We start from the raw sequence: 21092 nt of genomic DNA on the forward strand, positions 1-21092 counted from the left end.
TCCTACAAGAGCTTAGAAACTACTTGCCGGTTACTTGGGCTCCCTCACCCCGGTTACAGCCTGTAAAATACAAAAAAATCAAAGTCGAGATGCCTCCGCGCACCCATTCTGCGTTTGCGGACTCGCTGGATGCCGCCGCCGACGCCCTTGAACGCGAGGCGCGACGGCTCAGGCGAAGCGCCGACGAAGCCCGAACCCGAGATAAAAACGAGCGTGAGTTGCGCCAGCGCCTCGATAGCGCGCGCGATATCGCCCGCGCGGAGGGTTTAGGAGCGAGGCTGATTGGCCTTGGCGAGAACACCGGATAGCCAAGAATCGCGTCGAAAACACCTTGGCTCCATGGCGGAAAATTCAATCAGCCGACACGGATATCCCAGAGCGTTTTCGTTGTTTAGGTCGAGAACAAAACCTCTCGACTGCATGCAAATCCGCAAAGCCCGGTCGTAACTCGACAAGCCCTGCGTACCGCGCTCTTCGATTTGGCATTGGGCAAAGTTCCGACGAATTTCGGGGCCATCGTCACACCCCGCAAGCGTCCCCGCCACTATCGCCAACGCTACAAATCTCAATATGCCCATCCCCTCCGCTCCCCTTTATTGCGCTCTAGGACAGTTCATCGACCGGAAATGGCTCCCAATCTTTCATGACAATGCTGGGGCGATGAATTCTCGCCCCTTTTGTCCCGCATTTCGTGCATTTAAGCGAGCGCCGCAGCACATCGCTTGGCGTCTCCGGTCGGCCCACCGGGTCTTGAGGGACGCAATCGGCAATGCCGAGTTGTGACTGTGACTGTAGCCGATTTTCTCGCAGCAGGCGCGGGGCCAGCCGCGGGAGGCTCGCTGATTTTCTCGCGCCGGGCTGACGGCAGATGGATTCCGCCGGCCCATTGCTTTTGAGGCAACGCACAGAGCGCTTCTTTATTTTATCAGCCGTCGATGAGCAGTCTGTGCTCCGACAGCCTTGCGAGAACCGTCTGGTTGATCCTCTCGCAGCGTTGTCCGAGGAAAGGAAATGCGTCCTGGATGGAGGAACTGAAAACTTCGCTTAGCTGGATACGCAACTGGCGACGAGCCCGGTACAGGCGGGTTTTGACCGTCTCGGCCTTGATCCCCAATGACGCTGCCGTCTCGTCAACGGAATAGCCCTGAATTTCCCGGAGGACAAAAACGAGGCGAAACGGCTCGGGCAACTCGTCCACCGCATTTTCCATGAGGCCGCGTATCTGCGTACGGGCGACCTCGGCTTCGGGATTTTCCATCACATGCGCTCCCCGAAACGGAATGACCAGCGAACCATCCTTCTGTGCAGTTTCAACTTCGGCGAGATCCACCGTCTTCCTCCGGCTTCTCAAACGCCCCCGTGATTCATTGATTGTAATTCGCGTGAGCCAGGTCAGGAGAGTCGAGTCGCCGCGAAAAGTCGCGAGGGCCTTGAACGCCTTGAAATAGCTTTCCTGCACGACATCTTCGGCTTCTGAATCGTCCGACATTATTGCGCGCGCGACCCGGAACAAGGATTGATTGTAGCGCTGCATGATCGCGCCAAAAGCGCCGCTCTCGCCCCGGCGCGCATGGATGACAAGCTGAGCTTCTTCCATGTCGCTATAAGCAGGTACAGCTTTCGTTCGGGCAACCGGCATGGCGTGATCCTCCCAAATAAAGATTAGATGAAAAAAGACCGCACAGGTTCCCGGAAAACATCTCTTTTATGCGCTCATTAGTGCATTCCGGCCCGAAAGGGACTTCGGGAACCTTGCCGGCTCTTCTTCGTCAAATGGGCATTCCCATTCTCTATAGTGAGAAAAGACATGCCCTTGCGCCCTCTTCCGTCAACGGACGACACCCCTGCCCTCGAATCCGCCGGCCGCAAATGCAACAGCTCAACGCGGCTTGGCCGCGCCAGCCGTGAAGAAGCCGAAGCCGCCGTGCGCACGCTGATCGACTGGGCCGGAGACGATCCGTCCCGCGAAGGCCTTGCCGACACGCCTGCACGTGTCGTGCGCGCCTATGAGGAATGGTTTTCCGGCTATGCACAGATGCCGGACGCCATTCTCCAGCGTACGTTTGGCGAGGTCGCCGACTACGACGAAATGATCGTGTTGCGCGACATTCCTTTTGAATCCACGTGCGAACATCACATGGCACCCATTCGCGGCGTTGCGCATGTCGCCTACCTGCCCAGGGAGCGTGTTGTCGGCATCTCGAAACTCGCCCGTCTGGTCGATGCCTATGCGCGGCGCCTCCAGATCCAGGAACGTCTGACCGCGGAAATTGCGGGCACGATAGACAAGGTGCTCAAGCCTCGCGGCGTAGCGGTAGTCATCGAAGCCGATCATGCATGCATGACCTCTCGCGGGGTACGAAAGCATGATGGATCGCTTGTCACCCGATCGTTCAGGGGGGCCTATAAAAATGAAATCGCCCGCCGCGAGGTATTGAAAGCCCTTGGTGTCTGACGAAACCCGGCAGGGAACCTTTTCCGCCATACCCCATCAAATGAATATGCCCGCAACCGGGCAATATTCATCGGGAGACGAACCATGCTTAAACACACGGCAATTGCCTTCATCTTTTCACTTGTGAGCACAATTTCGCTGGCGCAGGAAGCGCCGCAGCTTAATGACGCCCAGATTGCTCATATCGCCTATACCGCCGGACAAATCGATGTGACCGCCGCGAAACTTGCGCTGGAGAAAACCGAAGACCCGAAAGTGCGCTCTTTCGCCGAACTGATGGAAAGCGATCACAGCGCCGTCAACGAGGAGGCGCTCGCGCTCGTCACCCGTCTGAACGTCACGCCGGAGGAGAATGCGGTCAGCTCTTCGCTCGCCGGTCAGGCCGTTGAAGCCGAAAACCGTCTGCGTTCGCTCTCGGGCGATGAGTTTGACCGGGCCTATGTCGAGAACGAAGTCGCCTATCATCAGGCCGTGAACGAGGCGCTCAAGAGCGTGCTCATTCCCAATGCGCAGAACAGCGAGCTGAAATCGCTGCTTGAGACGGGACTTGCTCTGTTTCAGGAGCACCAGACCCATGCCGAGCATCTTCTTCACGAGATGAAATGACCATGTCTCTCATATCTCGTCGCACGATTCTGGCGCTATTGGCGGGAATGTCTTTCACTCCCGTCTTCACCGTGCGCGCCGAAGCGCAGCTTCACGTGATCGAAATCGACAAGATGAAGTTCGGTGCCGCGCCAGCCGGGATTCATGCCGGAGACACGATCATCTGGAAGAATGCCGATCTCGTGAAGCATAGCGCGACCGCGCGCGACGGATCGTTCGACATCGACCTTCCGCGCAAATCGCAGGACAGCATGATCGTCAAAAATACAGGTACGGTGGACGTCTATTGCCGCTACCACCCCGGCATGATCATGACCCTTGTGATTACACCGTAAAAAGCACCTTTCGCCCGGAGGAAAACCCTCCGGGCGGATATTTCCGGCGATCAGCGCCCCTGCCGTCTTCCATTCCATTGCCCCGGAATGGGCGAAATCCCACGACCGGCTTTGCCAAATTTTCGGTATTGTTTTCAAAGGTTTCGATATTGTCGCGGCCAGCCTATAATGGGTGCGCGTAACAAGGGATGTCAGCGTGTGCGGATGAGCCAGTTATACAAGCGACTCATACGCTTTTGGCCCAGAAAATCCGAAAAGCAGCGCCCCTCCGCATCAGCCTCTCCCTTCGAATCGCGAGATGCCATTACGCGACTTCTCTTCATCGAGGACGCACCGGAGCGTGTCGATCTCTGCTTCGTGCTCGGATGCCCGACGCCGACAAACATGGATCCGGCGATTGCGCTTCATGAACGCGGCCTCGCGCCCCTGATCATGGTGGCGGGCCATGGCCCTGCCCCGCAAAAGGTACCGGAAGCGATCCTCTTTCGCGATTATGCGGTGAAGCGCGGCGTGCCCGAGGCCGCGATCATGCTGGAGACCAAGTCCACCAATACGCGCGAGAACTTCGCTTTTTCTGCACCCATCATAGAGAAGCAGATCGGTTGGGACCGCATCCGCAGCGTTGCGCTGGTCACCAAACCCTTCCATGCGCGCCGGGCGCTCATGACGGCGCGGCATCACTGGCCCGCGCATCTGCGCTTCGTCATGCAGCCGACGCAGGAAGCCGATGACTTTCCCGCCGAGACCTGGTGGCGGAGCGATGTGGGCCGCGCTTTTGTCATGCGCGAACTGATCGCTATCGGCACCTATGCCCAGCAGGGCGATATCGGAGATTTCTGATGCTACCGGCAAAGATTCATCTGGTGGGCATTGGCGGCTCGGGTATGGCGAGCATCGCGCAGTATCTGCTGGCCTCCGGTCGCACGGTGAGCGGCAGCGACCGCGCGCGCACGGCGATCACTGACGAGCTTGCGCGAGATGGCGCGCGGATCGCGCAGGGCCACGACGAGGCCTTGCTCGACGGCGCGGAGCTGGTGGTGGTGAGCGATGCCATTCCCCCCGGCAATGTCGAACTCGAAGGCGCACACAGCCGGGGTATCCCCGTCATGCGCCGCGCAGAATGCCTCAATCTCCTGCGGGAAGACCGTCGCGCCATCATGGTCGCGGGCTCGCACGGCAAGAGTACGACGAGCGCGATGATTGCGTGCATTCTGGACGAGGCGGGCCTTGATCCCGGCTTTGCGCTTGGCGCCGATGTGCCATGTCTCGATGGCAAGCGGGCCCGCACCGGCGACGGCGGCCTCTTTGTCGCCGAGGCCTGCGAGGCCTTCCGCAATCTCGACGCCCTCACCGCCCACATCGCCATCATCACCAATGTGGATGACGAGCATGTCAATCACTACGCCTCGCAAACGGCGCTGGAAGAGGCTTTCACCAGCTTTGCCCGACGTGCGCGCTCCGTCATTGCATCCGGCGAAGACGCCGGCGTAGCACGCCTCGGGCTGCAGGAAAGCAAGGTCACCTGGTTTGGCCTCGATTCCGGCTGTGCCGTTTCAGCGGTCCCCTGGCCCGCCCCTTTCGCGCCGCTCGTTAACGGGGTTCAGTTCCCCCCTATCGCACTGCGTCAGCCCGGCGACCATATGCGCCGCAATGCGCTGGCCGCTATTGCGGCTTGCGACCTGCTGGGCGTCGCGCCTGAAGCCATCGCGCGTGGCCTTGCGCGCTTCACGGGTGCTGCCCGCCGGTGGCAGGAGCTTGGTGAAGTGCCGGGCATTCGCATCGTGGATGACTATGCGCATCACCCGGCGGAGATCAGCGCGACATTGCGTGCCGCCCGGGCCGACGCGCCGGAACGCCGTCTCGTGGCGGCCTTCCAGCCATTGCTGCATTCCCGTGTGCAGCGGCTGGAAAATGAATTTGCGGAGAGCCTCGCCCTCGCCGATCGGGTGTTGCTTCTCGATGTGGACGGTGATGGCGAGAGCGCGCGCTCGGCCGGCAGCGCGGCGATTGCTTCGGGACTGCGAGAGCGCGGTATTGCCGTCATTCAGCGCGAGGATGCCGAGAGCCTCGTTGCTCATATTCGCGGCGATCTCCGCGACGGCGACTTTCTTGTGGTCATGGGCGGCCCCGGCATGTCGGGGACAGCGGAACGGCTGCATCAACGGTTGGCCGCATCGCCTCCATGCCCGGTAGAGGCTCTGGAAGAAGCACCCTCGCCCGCCATTTCACACGCCCCGCAGCATTGGGGGCAACGCATCGCACAATCGTGGCGTCCGCAGAGCTTCGCCGCGCTGTTTCGCGCTCGCGTCCGCGCTCAACCCGATGCGCCTGCGCTGCTCGGGCGCGACGGAACATTGTCCTACGCGGAACTCGATCAAAAAAGCGATGAACTTGCCGCCGGTCTGGCGGCCAAAGGCATGACCGGTACTGTCATTGGCGTTGCTTTGCCGCTTGGGGCGGAACTTGTCATTACGTTGCTTGGCGTAATGAAAGCTCAGTGTACGTATCTTCCGCTCGACCTGACACTGCCGGAGGCGCGACGCACCTATATGCTCAAGCAGGCGGGGGCTGCGGCCATGATTGCCGATGAGGGAGCAACAGCCGGCATACCCGTTTTCTCTATTGCGGCATTACGCGCGATCGGAGGCGTTGTTCCGCCGGCGCCGCGTGGCGATCAAGGCGCCTATATATGCTTCACCTCCGGGTCGACGGGGTATCCGAAGGGAATCCAGACCTCGCATATGGCGCTGGCGGCGCTGCTGCGCGACACGGTGAAGCGTTTCGAAATCCGCCCCGGGGACCGGATGCTCCTCAACACGTCGATCGGTTTCGACGTGTCGCTGGCCGAGATATGCAGCACACTTTCGGGCGGTGGCGCGCTGGCCGCCGCCGGGGCAAGGCCGCTGGCCGGTGAGCCACTTGCGGACACCCTGGAGCAGCTTGGCACGACCCATCTCTCGATCACGCCGAGCCTGCTCGCGAGTGCGCGTCCGCGCGCGCTCCCGCAACTGCGCTGCATTATCGCCGCCGGCGAGCCTTGCCCGCCGAAACTCGTGGCGGACTGGGGACAGGGGCGACGCTTCTTCAACGCTTATGGTCCGACAGAAGCGACCATCTATGCCACCGCAGCCCTGTGCGAACCGGGCGGCGAAATTACCATCGGTACCAACCTTCATCACGTCGAGGCGCATGTGCTGGACGAGGCGATGCAGCCTGTCGCCACGGGCGAGCTGGGCGAGCTGTGCCTTTCGGGGCCGGGAGTATCGGCAGGATATATCGGCATGCCCGATGAAACAGCCCGGCGCTTCGTGCAGACGACCATCGGACGCAGCCGCGTACGCCTCTACCGCACGGGCGACATGGTGCGGCGCGGGAGCGACGGCATCTTGCGTTTTATCGGGCGCGCCGACACACAGGTAAAGATAAACGGGGTCCGCATCGAGTTGAACGAGATCGAGCGGGTCGTGCTTCGCGAGGAAGGTATTGCCGATGCCGCGGTCTGCCTGACCAAAGCACCTCGTCCTGCGCTCGTTTGCTTTGTGCAGGCCGCTTCCGACAGCACACCGGACCTCACCGCCCTTTCAAAGCGGCTTTCCGAATGGCTGCCGGAAAGCGCCTTGCCGTCCCGCATCCAGCTCGTGCCCGACATTCCGCTCACGCCAAGCGGAAAGAAAGACCGTCAAAAGCTCATCGCCAAACATGGCAGCCGCACGATTACGCGCGCGCCGGAATACTGGCCTCCGTTGAACAAGACCGAGAAGCGCCTTGCGCGTTTGTGGAAGGAAGCTCTCGGCCTCACGAAGCCGGTGGGGCGGCTTGACCGCTTCTCTGCACTCGGAGGAGACTCGCTTGCTTCGCTGATGCTTATTCTGCTTGTTGAGGAACGTTTCGGCGTCAACGTGCCGCCGGGCTATTTTGGCCGGATCGGCGCGTTGCCGCAGATGGCCACTCAGCTCGACGAACTATTATGGCATCACGACGGCGCCGCCGATGGCGGAAAAGGTTTCACCGCGAGCCGGATTTACCGGCGCATGCGCGATCTTTGCGGACACTGGCCAGGTACCCGTCTCTCGCCTGAACATCTGATCTCCAGCCTCGGTTCGCCCGGCGCCCCGCTCGATCTTTTTCTGTGCTGTCAGATGGAACAGGAGTTCAAGGCGCTGGCGGCGCGTCTCTCGCCTGCCTTCCGAGTGCATGGAATGCGCTCGGGCCACCTCGTCATCGATAACGGGCCGGGCGATATCCGCCAATTGGCCAGCCGCTACGCGGAAGAGATTGCCGCTCTCTCGCCGCGCGGGCCCGTTATTCTGGCCGGGGTCTGCCAGGGAGGCGCCATCGCCAGAAGCATCGCGGAACTGCTCGTAGCGGAAGGCCGCCCTGTGCCGCTGCTCGTGCTGATCGAGGCTGGCCGTCCGCAGCCCTATGAAGGGCGCGTCGCGCTGATCTGTGCCGAGGACAGCTTCATCAACCCGCTTCGGCCTGGCGGGCAAGGCCTTGCGCCCTACGAGGCGGCCATGCCCGGCGGCGTCAGCATCGACCTCATCCCCGGCATTCACGGCGCTGCCTGTGTCGAACCGGCGGTGCAGTTCCTCGCCCATCATCTGACGCGCCGAGTGGAGGCGGTGCTTGGCCGCTCCGTCGTCGAAGCGTGAGAGCCTTCAGCAGATTCCTGCAACGGCTCAGACGGTTGAGACGGTATGCGCGCGCCGGGCTCGGCATAGCCGCCGGCATGATCGCCTATCCGGGCGCCTGGCTCGGCTGGTTTCGGCCGCGGGACGAACTGGCCGCAGCAGTGGGAGATCTGCTGCTTGTCGGCTTCCACGGTTCGACTTCCGCATCGCCTTCAGCCCGCCTTCTGGCCCGGCAGGTGCGCCGGGGACAAGTGGGCGCGGTCTTCTTCGTCAGTGAAAATATCGGCACAACCGAAGATGTGGTTGGTTTGCTTCGCCTGTTTCGCGCCGGAACGGCGAGGCCGCTGCTGGCGATTGACCATGAAGGCGGGGTCGTGCAGCGGCTGACGAAGGCGCATGGCTTCACGCGCGTACCTGCGGCCCGCAAGGTTGCCGCCAAGATGTCGCCGTCCGGGGCGTGTTCCCTTTACGCACAGGCCGGGCGCGATCTCGCCACATTCGGATTCAATGTCAATCTCGGGCCTGTGCTGGATGTCGATGATCCCACCAACCCGGCAATCGGTTTCCACGGACGCGCCTACGGCAAGGATCCCCGCCTCATCGCTTCCTATGCGCAAGCATTTGTGGAGGGCTTCGGCAGCGCAGGCGTCATGTGCGCGGCCAAACATTTTCCCGGTCATGGCCGCGCAGTGAATGACAGCCATGACGAAGCAGCCGACATCTCCGCCACCTGGACGGAAGCCGAACTGGAGCCTTTTACTCAGCTACTTTCCTCTTGCCATGCTCCAGCCATGGTGATGACAGGGCATCTCCGGCTCAGCCAGTTATCTCCAGATGGCAGGCCTGCAACCATCTCCGCGCCTATCGTGACCGGCTTGTTGCGGGGGCGCCTCGGCTATCAAGGTGTGGTCGTGACGGACGATCTCGACATGGGCGCGCTAAGCCGCAGCATGGGACGGCGGGAGGCTTTCGTGCAGGCAATCGCTGCAGGCAGCGACCTTCTGATGATCAAAAACCTCTTCGGTTATGACCCGTTGCTGCCGCAACGCGCCGTGGGATGGGTCCGATCGGCCATCGCCCGAGGCGAGTTGAAAGAAGAACGGGTCATGGAAGCGGCGGAAAGGGTGCGGGCCCTGCGCGAGAAAATGTTCTAGGTTCAATTCATCGACATTCATAAAGGCGAGGCTTTTCGACGATGGGACTGAAGGCAGCTATTCTTCCCGTAACGCCGTTTCAACAGAACTGCACATTGCTCTGGAACGACGAGACCATGCGCGGCGCGGTGAGCGACCCCGGCGGAGATCTCGACCGGATCAAGGCGGCGGCGGCCGAAGTGGGCGTCACCATCGAAAAGGTGCTGCTGACGCATGGCCATCTCGATCACGCATCGGCGGCGGGCGACCTCGCGAAGGAACTGGGTGTGCCTGTGGAGGGACCGCATGAAGACGATCTCTTCCTGATCGAGACCCTGCCCGACCAGGCCGCCAAATACGGGTTCCCGCCCGTCGGTGCATTCCGCCCGGACCGCTGGCTGAAGGATGGCGACACTGTGGAATTTGGCGGGCTGACGCTCGATGTGCGGCATTGTCCGGGGCATACGCCGGGACATGTCGTCTTTTTCCACGAGGCCTCGCGGCTCGCCATTGTCGGCGATGTGCTGTTTCAGGGCTCGGTGGGGCGAACGGATTTCCCGCGCGGCGACCATAATGCACTCGTGACCTCGATCCGGGAACGGCTATGGCCGCTTGGCGACGATGTGACCTTCGTTCCGGGACACGGACCGCTCTCGACGTTCGGCGTCGAGCGGCGAACCAACCCATTCGTGGCGGACGAGAACTTCGCCTGACAGTCCAACCTGGCTGGCCACCCTGACTGGCCCCCTCTGACAGGCCGATATTGCATTTCGCATGACGAAGAACACCGCCTGACGCTGCGAAATTCATGGACAATCGCGCCGCAATCGGTTTCCTTAGCGCACTGACAAATAATCAATAAAGGTGCCGCGGACGTGGCTTAAAGCCCGCCGAAAGAGCGCCATTGACCAAGTCTCTGGTTTGGGGGAAACGAGTGAATCAACGTCGCGTAACACGTCTGCAAATCGGCGCCTTCGGGCTTCCCTCCATTCCGATCTCGGCGCTGGGCCTGCCGATCGTGGTCTACCTGCCGCCCTTCTACGGACACGACATGGGGCTGAGCCTCTCGGTCGTCGGCACGGTGTTCATGCTGGCGCGGTTCTGGGATGTGTTTACAGACCCGGTTCTCGGCATGGTATCGGACCGTTTTCCGAGCCGCTGGGGACGGCGACGCCACTGGATCGTGCTCTCGGCACCCATCCTGATCGGCGCTGCCTATATGCTGTTCATGCCGTCGCCGCCCGTGACGTGGATGTATCTCGCGGGGTGGATGTTCATTCTCTATATCGGCTGGACGCTCATCACGATCTCGCACATGTCGTGGGGGGCGGAACTTTCGGAAGATTATGACGAACGCTCGACCATTCAGGGCGTGCGCGAGTTCCTGCTGATTTTCGGTATGTTCACGGTGCTGGCGCTACCGGCGATCATCGAACAGGTGTCGGACGCCGCAGCGGCGGGACCAGCGAAGATCGCCGCGATGGGCTGGTTCATCATCATCCTGCTGCCGATCACCATCGGACTTGCTGTGTGGCTGACGCCCGAATTTCCGAGCAAGGCGCATCAGCAGATTCCCTGGAAGCGCGCCTGGGCGATCATTGCCAAGAACCGGCTCCTGCAACGCGTATTGGTGGCGGACCTTCTGGTCAACATTGCGCCCGCCATTACTGGTTCGCTCTACATCTTCTTTGCGTCCTATGTGATGGAGTTGCCGAAATCGGCGAGCCTTCTTCTCCTTGTTTATTTCATCGCCGGGTTCGTCGGCATTCCGGCGTGGATCCGCATGAGCCACTGGGCGGGCAAACACAAGACGCTCGCCATCGCCATGGTCTATGGCGCGGTGACGCTGCCACTGGTGGTGTTCTTTCCGCGCGGTGAATTCTGGTGGCTCTTCGTCGGCAACTCGCTCTATGGCGTCGCATACGGCGCAGGCTCCTTCCTGCTGCGTTCGATCATGGCCGACGTCATCGACATAGATTACCTCGAAACCGGGCAACGGCGGACGGGCCTCTATTACTCGCTGCTCAGCATGACAGCGAAGGTGGGCGCAGCACTCGCCGTCGGTATTACCTATCCGCTGCTTGACCTGATCGAATTCACGCCTGCGGGAACGAACACGCCCGAGACACTCGATCTCTTCATGGCGATGTATGTCACCCTGCCCGCCATTGTCATGCTCGCTTCGGCGGCCGTGATGTGGACCTTTCCGCTGGACCGCGAAGCGCAGCTGGACCTGCGAAAGAAAATCCAGGAGCGCGACGGCGTTCACACATCGCATGATGCGAGCGATGCGGCGGCTGCCGTCACGCAGGTTGGCACATCGAGCGGCATCGCCGACCGGCCCGCCGAGTGAGGGTGCTTGCATGACCCAGGACACCGGACGGATCGAAAGGCTGCTCGCCATCATGGCGAAACTGCGCGATCCGGACGGCGGCTGTCCGTGGGATCTTGAACAGACCTATGCGAGCATTGCGCCCTACACCATCGAGGAAGCCTATGAAGTCGCCGACGCCATCGAGCGCGGTGACATGGACGACCTGAAGGACGAGCTTGGCGACCTCCTGCTGCAAGTCGTGTTTCATGCGCAGATGGCAGAGGAAGAAGGAAACTTCGGCTTTCGCGATGTCGTCGATGCGATTTGCGAGAAGATGATCCGCCGTCATCCGCATGTCTTCGGCGATGAAGGCGAGCGAAGCGCGGGCGAAGTCGAGGGACGCTGGGAAGAGATCAAGGCTCTGGAAAAAGCCGCGAAAGGCAAAAGGGCGGAGAGTATTCTCGACGATGTGCCGCGCGCGCTGCCCGCCCTTGTTCGCGCGATCAAATTACAAAACCGTGCCGCGCGCGTCGGCTTCGACTGGCCAGACACGACACAGGTGATCGAAAAACTGAACGAGGAGATGCTTGAGGTCTCCGAGGAACTTGCCAAGGGTGGCGATCACGACCGGCTGGAAGACGAAATGGGCGACCTGCTTTTCGTCTATGCCAATCTTGCGCGACACCTGAAGGTCGATCCTGAAACAGCGCTGCGGCGGGCGAACGCAAAGTTCCGCCGGCGCTTCGGACGTATAGAGCAGAAGCTCGCGGCGGCAGGAAAGCGCCCCGAAGAGTCGACGCTCGAAGAAATGGATGCCCTCTGGGACGAGGCAAAGGAAGAGGAACGGCAAATCTAGCCGCGCCTGTTTCTCCTGATTTCTTCCGCCACTCTCTGCCAGCTCTCTTCATCGCGCGCAACGAGATGGGGCCCTTTCAGGGTTCGCGGCGCGTAGTCTTCGCCCGTCTGGATGTTCCGCACGACACCGCCTGCTTCACGCAGGATCAGCGTTCCCGGCGCATGGTCCCAGGGAAGCATGCGATGATAGGTGACGAAGTCGTGAAGCCCGCGCGCGACATTTGTATAGTCCACGGCGGAGCAGAGAAACGATGTCGCGGAGCCGACACCCGTCGCATAGGCGCCGATGCCCGCTTTCCAGTCATCAGGCATGAAGCGAACATAGAAACTCGCGCGCTGCTCCCCAGGGGTGACGGGCGCCCTGCCCGCATCGAGACGCCGCACACCCGATGCGTCGCGCCAGAATGCGCCCGCACCGCGCTCCGCAACGGCGAATGCGTCAATCACCGGCAGGTATATCCAGGCATGGGTGGTTTCTCCGCGCACGACAAGCGAGACCATAAGACCGAAAGTTTCCCGGCCGGCGGCAAAGTTTCCCGTCCCGTCCACGGGATCGACGGTCCAGAGCGGCAGGTCATCTTCGAGATGCTCAAGCAAGGCGGGATCGGCGGCTGCCGCCTCCTCGCCCAATACGCGCGAGCCGGCGACGAGCTTTTCGAGACGGGGCGAAAGCCAGAGCTCCGCCTCGCGATCCGCGATGGTCACGAGGTCGCCCTTGGATTTTTCCTCGATCTCATGCGCGGCAAGTGCACGAAAGCGCGGCATGACGATCTCCGCCGCTGCCTGTTTCAACAGCGTTGAAACATCATCCGTCAGCTTGTCCATGTTCATTCGACCGCGAGGGCAGATGCTTCTCCCAGCCGCCGCGAGAGATCGGGAAAACGCTTTTCAAAGCGGCCAGCAACAATAGGCGTCAGGCCGAGATCCAGATGGACGACGCCATCTTCGTCATCCTCGCGGCTTCGGATATGGGCGTTTGCATGAAGCCAGGCAATGGCCTCGCCTTCGCCGGATGGCAAGTCGAAATGAACAACATGTTCCTCATCGACGATGAGACTGTCGATGAGGGAGAGAAGCTCCTCAGCGCCCTCCCCGGTCAAGGCCGACACGGCAGCGGTGAGCGGCTCACGCTCGGCCAGATTGACCGCGGCGTCATGAACCTCACCTTGCAGCAGGTCGATCTTGTTGAGGACATCGACAACATGCTGATTGTTTTCAGCCGTGGATTCCTTCGTTACGCCCAGCGAAGCAAGCACGTCCTCGACATCGCGCTTCTGGATATCCGTTTCCTCATGCGCGGCATCGCGCACATGGAGAATGACCTCAGCTTCCAGCACTTCTTCCAGCGTTGCGCGGAAGGCGGCGACGAGATGCGTCGGCAGATCCGAAATGAAGCCCACCGTGTCGGACAGAATGATCTTGCGGCCGCTTGGAAGAAGAAGCCCGCGCATCGTCGGATCGAGCGTGGCGAAGAGAAGGTTCTCGGCAAAGACCCCCGCCTCGGTCAGCCGGTTGAAGAGCGTGGATTTTCCCGCATTGGTGTAGCCGACGAGGGCAACCACCGGGTAAGGCGCCTCCCGGCGCGTCTTCCGGTGAAGCTGGCGGGTACGCTTCACCGTTTCGAGCTGGCGCTCGATCTTGGTGATGCGTTCCTGGATCATGCGGCGGTCGGCCTCGATCTGGGTTTCGCCCGGTCCGCCAAGGAAGCCGAAGCCGCCGCGCTGCCGCTCAAGATGGGTCCAGCTGCGCACGAGCCTGCTCTTCTGGTAGTTCAGATGGGCAAGTTCGACTTGCAGGGTGCCTTCGCGCGTTCGCGCACGCTCACCGAAAATTTCGAGAATGAGGCCCGTACGGTCGACGACCTTGACCTTCCAGGCGCGCTCCAGATTGCGCTGCTGACCGGGCCCGAGAGAGCCGTCGACCACCACGAGTTCGATCCGGAGTTCGGCGAGCTGGCCTTTAAGCTCTTCGACCTTGCCTTCGCCAAAGAGCGTCGCCGGGCGAGGCTTCGTCAGCGGCACAATGGCGGAGCCGACGACATCGAGCGAGATGGCAGCGGCGAGGCCTACTGCCTCATCCAGCCGCGACTCAGGAGAGCGCGTCGCCTCACCCGCGCGCTTCGCCTGATGTTCGGCAGACTTGAGCAAGGGAACGAGCACAAAGGCTCTCGTCGGTTCTTTCGGGTTTACCTGAAAGCCCTTGTCCCCGCGCTGGCGGGTCTCATTCGTATCCTCGGTCTCGTCGCTCAATAAGATCTCTTCTGGCGGAGGACTTTCAGGCCTCTTCCCCGTTCGTTTCGGGTTCGAAAAGCTGAACGGGCTGGGCCGGCATTATCGTCGATATCGCATGCTTATACACGAGCTGCGAATGTCCGTCCCGGCGCAACAACACACAAAAATTATCAAACCAGGTGACGACACCCTGAAGCTTGACGCCGTTCACCAGGAAGATGGTGAGGTTCGTCTTGTTCTTGCGAACATGATTCAGGAAGGTGTCCTGGAGATTATGGGTCTTTTCATTCATGGGTAGGCCCCATTTATCGAGTTGGGTGGGGCCGGACACATGCCGCGAGGGGTCCGGCGTTTTTGTTCGCACTGCCCTTCCTGAATGGCGGGGCAGGCTGCGGCTCTCATTTGATACAGTCCGGTTTTTCCCCTGATGCTGCAAGTGCGAAATTGAATTCGCAGCTGCAAATCGGCAAGGTTTTCGCTACATCCGGCGTTTTCCTGTCAAGAAAGCTCGCCAAACCGGCCATAAGCCTCACGCAACCGCAGTGTCACCGATCCGGGCGATGCATTTCCTACGGCTTGCCCGTCGATACGGATCACGGGAATGATGATGGCCGAAGATGCGCTTATGAAAGCCTCGCGAGCCGATTTCGCCTCTTGCGGCGTGAACGGCCGCTCCACGACCTCTATGCCCTCGCTTCGCGCCGCCTGCAGAAGTACGCGGCGGGTGATGCCGCTCAGGATGCCGGGGCCTTCGGGCCGGGTAACGAGCCGCCCTTCCCCATCCACAATCCAGGCATTTGTCGAGGAGCCCTCGGTGACGAAACCTTCCTCATCGACGAGCCAGGCCTCATAGGCGCCCGCCTCGCGCGCGGATTGCTTTGCGAGAATGTTGGGCAGGAGAGCGATCGACTTGATATCGCGCCGGGCCCAGCGCTGATCCGGCATGGTGACGACTTCCACTCCATGCGTGACGGCCACGGCAATACGCGTTTCGTTCAACCGCTTCGCGGTGACGACGAGCGAGGGGCGAGCGTTTTCCGGGAAAGGATGATCGCGCGGGGCGACACCACGCGTCACCTGGCAATAGACCATGCCGTTCAGCACATGGTTACGGCGAAGCGTTTCGCGAAGGATGTGTTTCAGCGCCGGAAGAGGCATCGGCATTTCCATGCGCAGCTCATGCAGCGATCGCTGGAGCCTTTCGAGATGCAGCGTCTCATCCATCAGCTTACCGCCGCGAACACCGCAAACCTCATAGACGCCGTCTGCAAACTGGTAGCCACGATCCTCAATATGAACGCCCGCTTCGGCGTGGCGGACATAGTGACCGTTTACATAGGCGATGCGCGACAAGGGAAATTCCTCCTCCGGTCCGGGCGGCTCAGAAGAATTCAAGGCTGACGCGGAACATCTGCTCCACTTTTCGCACCTGATCGGAACGGGCAAAGAGCACCACACGGTCGCCCGCCTCGACTTCCGTGCCGCCATTCGGAATAATGACCTCCTCGTTGCGGATTACTGCGCCGACAAGAATGCCGTCCGGCAGATTCACTTCACGGAGCGGCTTTCCGACAAGGGGCGAGGTTTCGAGTGCTTCAGCCTCGATCACCTCGGCGGCGCCGTCATGGACCGATTGCAGGCCACGGATACGGCCACGTCGGACATGCTGCAGAACGGTGGAGACAGTTGCGCCGCGCGGATTGATGAAGGCATCGATGCCGAGGGGGCGCATCAGCGGTGCATAGGTATTGTTGTTGATCAGCGCCATGGTGCGCTGACAACCCTCGCGCTTGGCGACGACGCAGGAGAGAATATTCGCCTGATCGTTGTTCGTGAGCGTGACGAGCGTTTCCGTTTCGGAGATGCCCGCCTCCTGCAACAGCTCGGGATCGAGACCGCTGCCATGGAGAACAATGGACCGCTTGAGCTTGTCGGCGGCCTGCACGGCCTTGTCCCTGTCGTTCTCGATGAGCTTCACGCGCGTGCCCGCATGGTTCGCTTCCAGTTCGCGCGCGACATGGAGGCCGATATTACCTGCACCGACAATAATGATGCGGCGTGCCGCCGTTTCCTCATGGCCGAAGATGCCGAGTGTACGGCGAACATCGCGGACGTCCGCCGCGAAATAGGCTTCGTCGCCGACGAGCATTGGGTCGTCGCTCTGGGGTACGAAGAGTTCGCCATTGCGAACGATGCCGACGACGCGGGACTTGAGATCGGGAAACAAATCCGTCAACTGACGAAGCGGCGTGTTCACGATGGGGCAGTCTTCTTCCAGCGTGACGCCAACGACGCTGACCTTGCCATCCGCGAAGTTCAGGATGTCGAAGGCGCCCGGAACGGCGAGACGGCGGAGCACTGCCTTGCCGACTTCAAGCTCCGGCGAAATAATCACATCAATGGGCAGGTGATCCTGCGAAAAGAGATCCTGGAAGCCAGGCTGCAAATAACTCTGCGAGCGGATACGCGCGATCTTGGTGGGCACCTGAAAAACGGAATGCGCGACCTGACATGCGATCATGTTCACTTCGTCGTGGAAGGTGACGGCGATCAGCATATCGGCGGAAGAAGCACCTGCACGCTCCAGAACATCCGGATGTGCGCCGTGACCGACGATGGCGCGGACGTCGAGCGTGTCCGATATCTGGTGAACGAGCTGGGGCGACTGGTCGATCACCGTCACGTCGTTCTGTTCGGAAGCGAGCTGACGCGCAATACCGAATCCGACCTGGCCGGCACCGCAGACTATTACCTTCATGATCGGGCTTTCCCGTTTCGACGCATTCTGATGGAAATCAAGCCGGAACGTCCGGGCGGTTGGCAGCCGCAACACCAAGCGACTTCAGCTTGCGGTGAAGCGCGGAACGCTCCATGCCGATAAAGGCCGCAGTGCGCGAGATATTACCGCCGAAGCGGCTGATCTGCGCCATGAGATATTCCCGCTCGAAGGTTTCGCGAGCCTCACGGAGAGGGAGCGCCATGATGTGCTCGCCACCGGCACCGTTCACCGTCATCTGGGCGGAGGCGCCGACCTCGGCCGGCAGCATATCGGCCGTGACCATCGCGCTCGGATCGCCCGTGGTCAGGATGAGCAGCCGCTCGATGTTATTGCGCAACTGACGGACATTGCCCGGCCAGTCATGCGCCTGCAACGCAGCCATTGCGTCGTCCGAGACGCGGCGGACCGGCAACCCCGTCGCGTTGGAGATCTGGGCCATGAAATGTTCCACGAGCAGCGGAATATCCTCGCGCCGGGATGCCAGCGGCGGAACGACGATCGGCACCACGTTCAAGCGGTGGTAGAGATCCTCGCGGAAGCGGCCTTTGCCGATTTCCTCCAGAAGATCACGGCTCGACGAAGAGACGACACGCACATCGACCTTCACGCGCGAGCCGCCTCCGACACGTTCGAAGGTCTGATCGACCAAGACACGGAGAATCTTGCTCTGCGTTTCGAGCGGCATTTCCGACACTTCATCGAGGAAAAGCGTACCGCCATGTGCCTGTTCGAAGACGCCAACCTTGCGCGGACCGGTAGCGCTTTCCTCGGTGCCGAAAAGTTCCGCCTCCATGCGTTCGGGCGCCATGTTCGCCGCATTGAGCGCGACGAAAGCATGGTTTGAGCGGCGGGAGCGCGAGTGAAGAAGACGCGCGACAACTTCCTTGCCCGCCCCGGCGGGACCGCTTATCAGAATGCGGCTGTTCGTCGGCGCCACCTTGTCGACGGTCTGGCGAACCTGCGCAAGTGCAGGCGAAACACCGACCAGTGTCGTATCGTCGCCGACACGCACACGCAGTTCGTTGTTTTCGCGGCGCAGCTTGAACGCCTCGATGGCGCGCTGGATAACGAGGATCAGTCTGTCAGCCTTGAACGGTTTTTCGATGAAATCATAAGCACCTTGCTTGATCGCGGATACCGCGGTCTCGATGTTGCCGTGGCCGCTTATGATGACCACCGGCAGGTCCGGGTGGCGTTCGCGAATGACATCCAGAAGCTCCAATCCGTCGAGCCTGCTACCCTGGAGCCAGATATCGAGAATGACGAGACCGGGACGCCTCGCCTCAATGGCGGCGAGCGCCTTGTCGCTGTCACCCGCGCTGCGCGTGTCATAGCCTTCATCGTTCAGGATGCCCGATATCAAATCGCGAATATCGGTTTCATCATCGACTATCAGAATATCAGACGCCATCAACCGCCTCTTCGGTTACATCCCCGGCAACGCTTTCCGCATTGCGCACAGCTTTTTGTTTTTCCTTGCCGTCCACGAGACGCCGGCGCGGGAAAACGAGGCGAACACGTGCGCCGCTCTCCCAGCCCTCCGCCGCCGGTGCATCTTCAAGGACCAGCGCACCGCCGTGGTCTTCCATCACCTTGTTGACGATTGCGAGGCCGAGCCCGGTGCCTTTTGCATGGGTCGTAATGTAAGGCTCGGTCAGCCGCGACCGGTTGCTATCCGGCAACCCGCATCCTGAATCCGTCGCAACGACGGTGACGTTCTGCTCATCCTGCACAATGGTGGCGTGGATGCGACCAATCTTGCCTTGATCGCGCTTTTCGCCTTCACCCTCATCTTCCTCATTGTCATGCCCGCGGATCGCTTCCGCCGCATTCTTGAGAATATTGGTCAGTGCCTGGCTCACCAGCCGCCCGTCGCATTCTATGACAGTCTGTTCCGGGGGCAGCACGAGTTCATAGTCGATTTCCGGGTGGCCGATCCGCTGCAGGAAAACGGCCTGACGCAATATCTCGTTCAGGTCGAGGGATTTCATCGAAGCAGAGGGCATGCGCGCGAAGGAGGAGAACTCGTCCACCATGCGACCGATATCATTCACTTGACGGATGATCGTCTGTGTACATTGCTCAAAAATTTCGGGATCGGAGGCAATTTCCTTGCCGTATTTCCGGCGCAGACGTTCCGCTGAAAGCTGGATTGGCGTCAACGGGTTCTTGATCTCATGCGCGATGCGGCGCGCGACGTCGGCCCAGGCGGAGGTGCGCTGCGCGCGCACAAGTTCTGTGATGTCGTCGAAGGTGAGCACGAAACCGCCCTGCCCCGAATCCGTCATTTCGCGCGTTACACGCACGTTGAGAGTACGATCCTGGCCGCCTTCGGGAATGATGAGCTGCGCCTGCGCCGTGCGCTCGGGATGCGCACGCGCATCTGCCACGGGGGCAGCCATTTCGGGGATCGCAGCCGCCACGGCACGGCCGAGAAGCTTTGCCTCCGTCAGCCGGAAGAAGCGAAGTGCCGCACGGTTCGCATGCGTCACCCGGCCTTCATTGTCGAGGCCGAGCACACCAGCACTTACGCCAGAGAGAACGGCTTCAGTGAACTGACGGCGCTCGTCAAGCTGATGGTTTGCCTCGATCAGGTCGTTGCGCTGACTTTCGAGCTGGCTCGTCATCCTGTTGAAAGCGCCTGTGAGCATATCGAGTTCATCGCCCGTGCCACTGACGGGCACACGGGCACGAAGGTCGCCTACGCTGACGCGTTCGGCGGCGCGCACGAGACGCGAGATCGGGTCCACGATCCGGTTCGCCGCCCAGAGGCCGAGCCAGATCGCCGCCAGAAGCGTGATGAGGGCGACCGTTACATAAATAAGGGCGAAGGTGATCTGGAACTGGCTGCGCCGCGTTTCCAGACTCTCATATTCGCTGACGGCAGCGCGCGTCTCCGCCAGATGTTCAAGCACCTGCGCGTCTACGAAGCGGGCAACATAGAGATAAGTATCGTCCAGCGAAGGCAGGGCCACGAGCGCACGGATCTGGTTGTGGTCCTCGACGATGAAAAGCGCGACATCATCCGCTTTCGCGGTTTCGAAATAGCCCGCTGCCGGCATGCCCACATCGACGCTGCCCCCCGCCTTCGCGAGAATGCGCCCGTCGGACTTGATGACATAAGCGCCATGAAGAGAACGAAGCCGCATCTGGCCGGTGAGCAAGCGGTGAAAATAGGGCGGTTCGGTCGCGAGAAGCGCGACCTCACGGTCAAGGTCGGTCGCCATGGCCAGCGTGTCGCCGCGCAGTACCTGCCTGTGCTCGTTCAGATAGGCTTCGGCCACTGTCTCCGCATTGGAGATGATGAGCTGCGCGCGCTCCCCGAACCAGGTGTCGAGGCCCCTGTTGAGGGTCACGGCGGCGAAGACGGCGACGATGATCGCCGGCATGACCGCCACCACGGCAAACATGGTGACGAGGCGCGCATGGAGCTTGGCGCCCGCCGTGCCGCTGACGCGGGCCAGAATCACCCGGATCAGGCGCCAGAGAATGAGCGCGAAAAGGATCAGAACGAGAGCGAGGTTCGCGACCAGAAGCGAGATCAGGACTGGCCGCGTGGGCGTGAAGGGCGTCAGCCCTGTCAGCAGCATATAGGTGAATGATCCAAGGCAGAGCGCCACGACGACCAGACCGATAGAAAAGGTCGTGGAAAAGCGGCGGCGGTTCACAAACTGCCACAGCCTTCCTTCCCAGCTTCCGGCCCGGTCCGCCCCGGGTTCATGCGCCTGATCTGTCGGTACCATGCCTGTTCCT

At 61.1% G+C, this 21092-nt stretch carries 17 protein-coding genes; 9 read left to right on the plus strand and 8 right to left on the minus strand.

Going from position 1 to position 21092, the window contains the following annotated elements:
- Positions 1–925: 925 nt before the first annotated feature.
- On the minus strand, positions 926–1639 hold the full coding sequence (locus ABJO61_RS03685; RefSeq protein ID WP_348322768.1) for an RNA polymerase sigma factor: 714 nt from the start codon (positions 1637–1639) through the stop codon (positions 926–928).
- 168 nt (positions 1640–1807) lie between these two features.
- Between ABJO61_RS03685 and folE the strand changes: the two genes are divergently transcribed.
- From folE to mazG, 9 genes are all read left to right on the plus strand, one after another.
- Entirely contained in the window at positions 1808–2455 is a 648-nt protein-coding gene (gene folE, locus ABJO61_RS03690; protein ID WP_348322769.1) for a GTP cyclohydrolase I FolE, read from the plus strand.
- Positions 2456–2539: 84 nt separating this feature from the next.
- Positions 2540–3061 carry a DUF4142 domain-containing protein gene (locus tag ABJO61_RS03695; protein WP_348322770.1) on the plus strand — a complete coding sequence of 174 codons (522 nt, stop codon included), beginning with the start codon at positions 2540–2542 and terminating at the stop codon, positions 3059–3061.
- Between the two features lie 47 nt (positions 3062–3108).
- Positions 3109–3396 (plus strand): amicyanin, encoded by a 288-nt coding sequence (locus tag ABJO61_RS03700; RefSeq protein WP_348322771.1) that lies wholly within the window; start codon positions 3109–3111, stop codon positions 3394–3396.
- Positions 3397–3600: 204 nt separating this feature from the next.
- Entirely contained in the window at positions 3601–4236 is a 636-nt protein-coding gene (locus tag ABJO61_RS03705) for a YdcF family protein (protein WP_348322772.1), read from the plus strand.
- The gene (gene murC / locus ABJO61_RS03710) at positions 4236–8048 is read left to right on the plus strand and encodes a UDP-N-acetylmuramate--L-alanine ligase (protein ID WP_348330649.1); all 3813 of its coding nucleotides are present in this window, start codon (positions 4236–4238) and stop codon (positions 8046–8048) included. Before ABJO61_RS03705 ends, murC begins: the two co-directional genes overlap by 1 nt.
- A 77-nt stretch (positions 8049–8125) precedes the next feature.
- Complete coding sequence (locus ABJO61_RS03715; RefSeq protein ID WP_348330652.1) at positions 8126–9181, plus strand: glycoside hydrolase family 3 N-terminal domain-containing protein; 1056 nt, start codon at positions 8126–8128, stop codon at positions 9179–9181.
- Between the two features lie 41 nt (positions 9182–9222).
- Positions 9223–9873 carry an MBL fold metallo-hydrolase gene (locus ABJO61_RS03720; RefSeq protein WP_348322775.1) on the plus strand — a complete coding sequence of 217 codons (651 nt, stop codon included), beginning with the start codon at positions 9223–9225 and terminating at the stop codon, positions 9871–9873.
- Positions 9874–10094: 221 nt separating this feature from the next.
- Entirely contained in the window at positions 10095–11513 is a 1419-nt protein-coding gene (locus ABJO61_RS03725; protein ID WP_348322776.1) for an MFS transporter, read from the plus strand.
- Between the two features lie 10 nt (positions 11514–11523).
- Positions 11524–12330, plus strand: coding sequence for a nucleoside triphosphate pyrophosphohydrolase (gene mazG / locus ABJO61_RS03730; RefSeq protein ID WP_348322777.1), 807 nt, complete (start codon positions 11524–11526; stop codon positions 12328–12330).
- Here mazG and ABJO61_RS03735 read toward each other — a convergent pair.
- The 7 genes from ABJO61_RS03735 to ABJO61_RS03765 form a co-directional block, all read right to left on the minus strand.
- Positions 12327–13160 (minus strand): inositol monophosphatase family protein, encoded by an 834-nt coding sequence (locus ABJO61_RS03735; RefSeq protein WP_348322778.1) that lies wholly within the window; start codon positions 13158–13160, stop codon positions 12327–12329. The genes mazG and ABJO61_RS03735 overlap by 4 nt on opposite strands.
- Complete coding sequence (gene hflX, locus ABJO61_RS03740; RefSeq protein ID WP_348322829.1) at positions 13157–14488, minus strand: GTPase HflX; 1332 nt, start codon at positions 14486–14488, stop codon at positions 13157–13159. Before hflX ends, ABJO61_RS03735 begins: the two co-directional genes overlap by 4 nt.
- A 115-nt stretch (positions 14489–14603) precedes the next feature.
- The gene (gene hfq / locus ABJO61_RS03745) at positions 14604–14852 is read right to left on the minus strand and encodes an RNA chaperone Hfq (RefSeq protein WP_293330835.1); all 249 of its coding nucleotides are present in this window, start codon (positions 14850–14852) and stop codon (positions 14604–14606) included.
- 206 nt (positions 14853–15058) lie between these two features.
- Positions 15059–15913, minus strand: coding sequence for a D-amino-acid transaminase (locus tag ABJO61_RS03750; protein WP_348322779.1), 855 nt, complete (start codon positions 15911–15913; stop codon positions 15059–15061).
- Positions 15914–15941: 28 nt separating this feature from the next.
- Positions 15942–17318: a Trk system potassium transporter TrkA gene (trkA, locus tag ABJO61_RS03755; protein ID WP_348322780.1), complete on the minus strand. Its 1377-nt coding sequence runs from the start codon at positions 17316–17318 to the stop codon at positions 15942–15944.
- Between the two features lie 37 nt (positions 17319–17355).
- Positions 17356–18750 (minus strand): sigma-54 dependent transcriptional regulator, encoded by a 1395-nt coding sequence (locus ABJO61_RS03760; protein WP_348322781.1) that lies wholly within the window; start codon positions 18748–18750, stop codon positions 17356–17358.
- Positions 18740–21082, minus strand: a complete 2343-nt coding sequence (locus ABJO61_RS03765) for a PAS domain-containing sensor histidine kinase (protein ID WP_348322782.1) — start codon at positions 21080–21082, stop codon at positions 18740–18742. The genes ABJO61_RS03760 and ABJO61_RS03765 overlap by 11 nt, the downstream gene beginning before the upstream one ends.
- Between the last annotated feature and the right edge of the window lie 10 nt (positions 21083–21092).

The sequence above is a fragment of the Parvibaculum sp. genome (assembly GCF_039973015.1).
Classification (GTDB): domain Bacteria; phylum Pseudomonadota; class Alphaproteobacteria; order Parvibaculales; family Parvibaculaceae; genus Parvibaculum.

Bases quoted from the DNA above. Each gene is read 5' to 3' on its own strand.
- trkA (WP_348322780.1), bottom strand. From the start codon at position 17,318: ATGAAGGTAATAGTCTGCGGTGCCGGCCAGGTCGGATTCGGTATTGCG.
- ABJO61_RS03695 (WP_348322770.1), top strand. From the start codon at position 2,540: ATGCTTAAACACACGGCAATTGCCTTCATCTTTTCACTTGTGAGCACA.
- mazG (WP_348322777.1), top strand. From the start codon at position 11,524: ATGACCCAGGACACCGGACGGATCGAAAGGCTGCTCGCCATCATGGCG.
- ABJO61_RS03715 (WP_348330652.1), top strand. From the start codon at position 8,126: ATGATCGCCTATCCGGGCGCCTGGCTCGGCTGGTTTCGGCCGCGGGAC.
- murC (WP_348330649.1), top strand. From the start codon at position 4,236: ATGCTACCGGCAAAGATTCATCTGGTGGGCATTGGCGGCTCGGGTATG.
- ABJO61_RS03700 (WP_348322771.1), top strand. From the start codon at position 3,109: ATGTCTTTCACTCCCGTCTTCACCGTGCGCGCCGAAGCGCAGCTTCAC.
- hfq (WP_293330835.1), bottom strand. From the start codon at position 14,852: ATGAATGAAAAGACCCATAATCTCCAGGACACCTTCCTGAATCATGTT.
- ABJO61_RS03705 (WP_348322772.1), top strand. From the start codon at position 3,601: ATGAGCCAGTTATACAAGCGACTCATACGCTTTTGGCCCAGAAAATCC.
- ABJO61_RS03720 (WP_348322775.1), top strand. From the start codon at position 9,223: ATGGGACTGAAGGCAGCTATTCTTCCCGTAACGCCGTTTCAACAGAAC.
- ABJO61_RS03765 (WP_348322782.1), bottom strand. From the start codon at position 21,082: ATGGTACCGACAGATCAGGCGCATGAACCCGGGGCGGACCGGGCCGGA.
- ABJO61_RS03760 (WP_348322781.1), bottom strand. From the start codon at position 18,750: ATGGCGTCTGATATTCTGATAGTCGATGATGAAACCGATATTCGCGAT.
- ABJO61_RS03685 (WP_348322768.1), bottom strand. From the start codon at position 1,639: ATGCCGGTTGCCCGAACGAAAGCTGTACCTGCTTATAGCGACATGGAA.
- folE (WP_348322769.1), top strand. From the start codon at position 1,808: ATGCCCTTGCGCCCTCTTCCGTCAACGGACGACACCCCTGCCCTCGAA.
- ABJO61_RS03735 (WP_348322778.1), bottom strand. From the start codon at position 13,160: ATGAACATGGACAAGCTGACGGATGATGTTTCAACGCTGTTGAAACAG.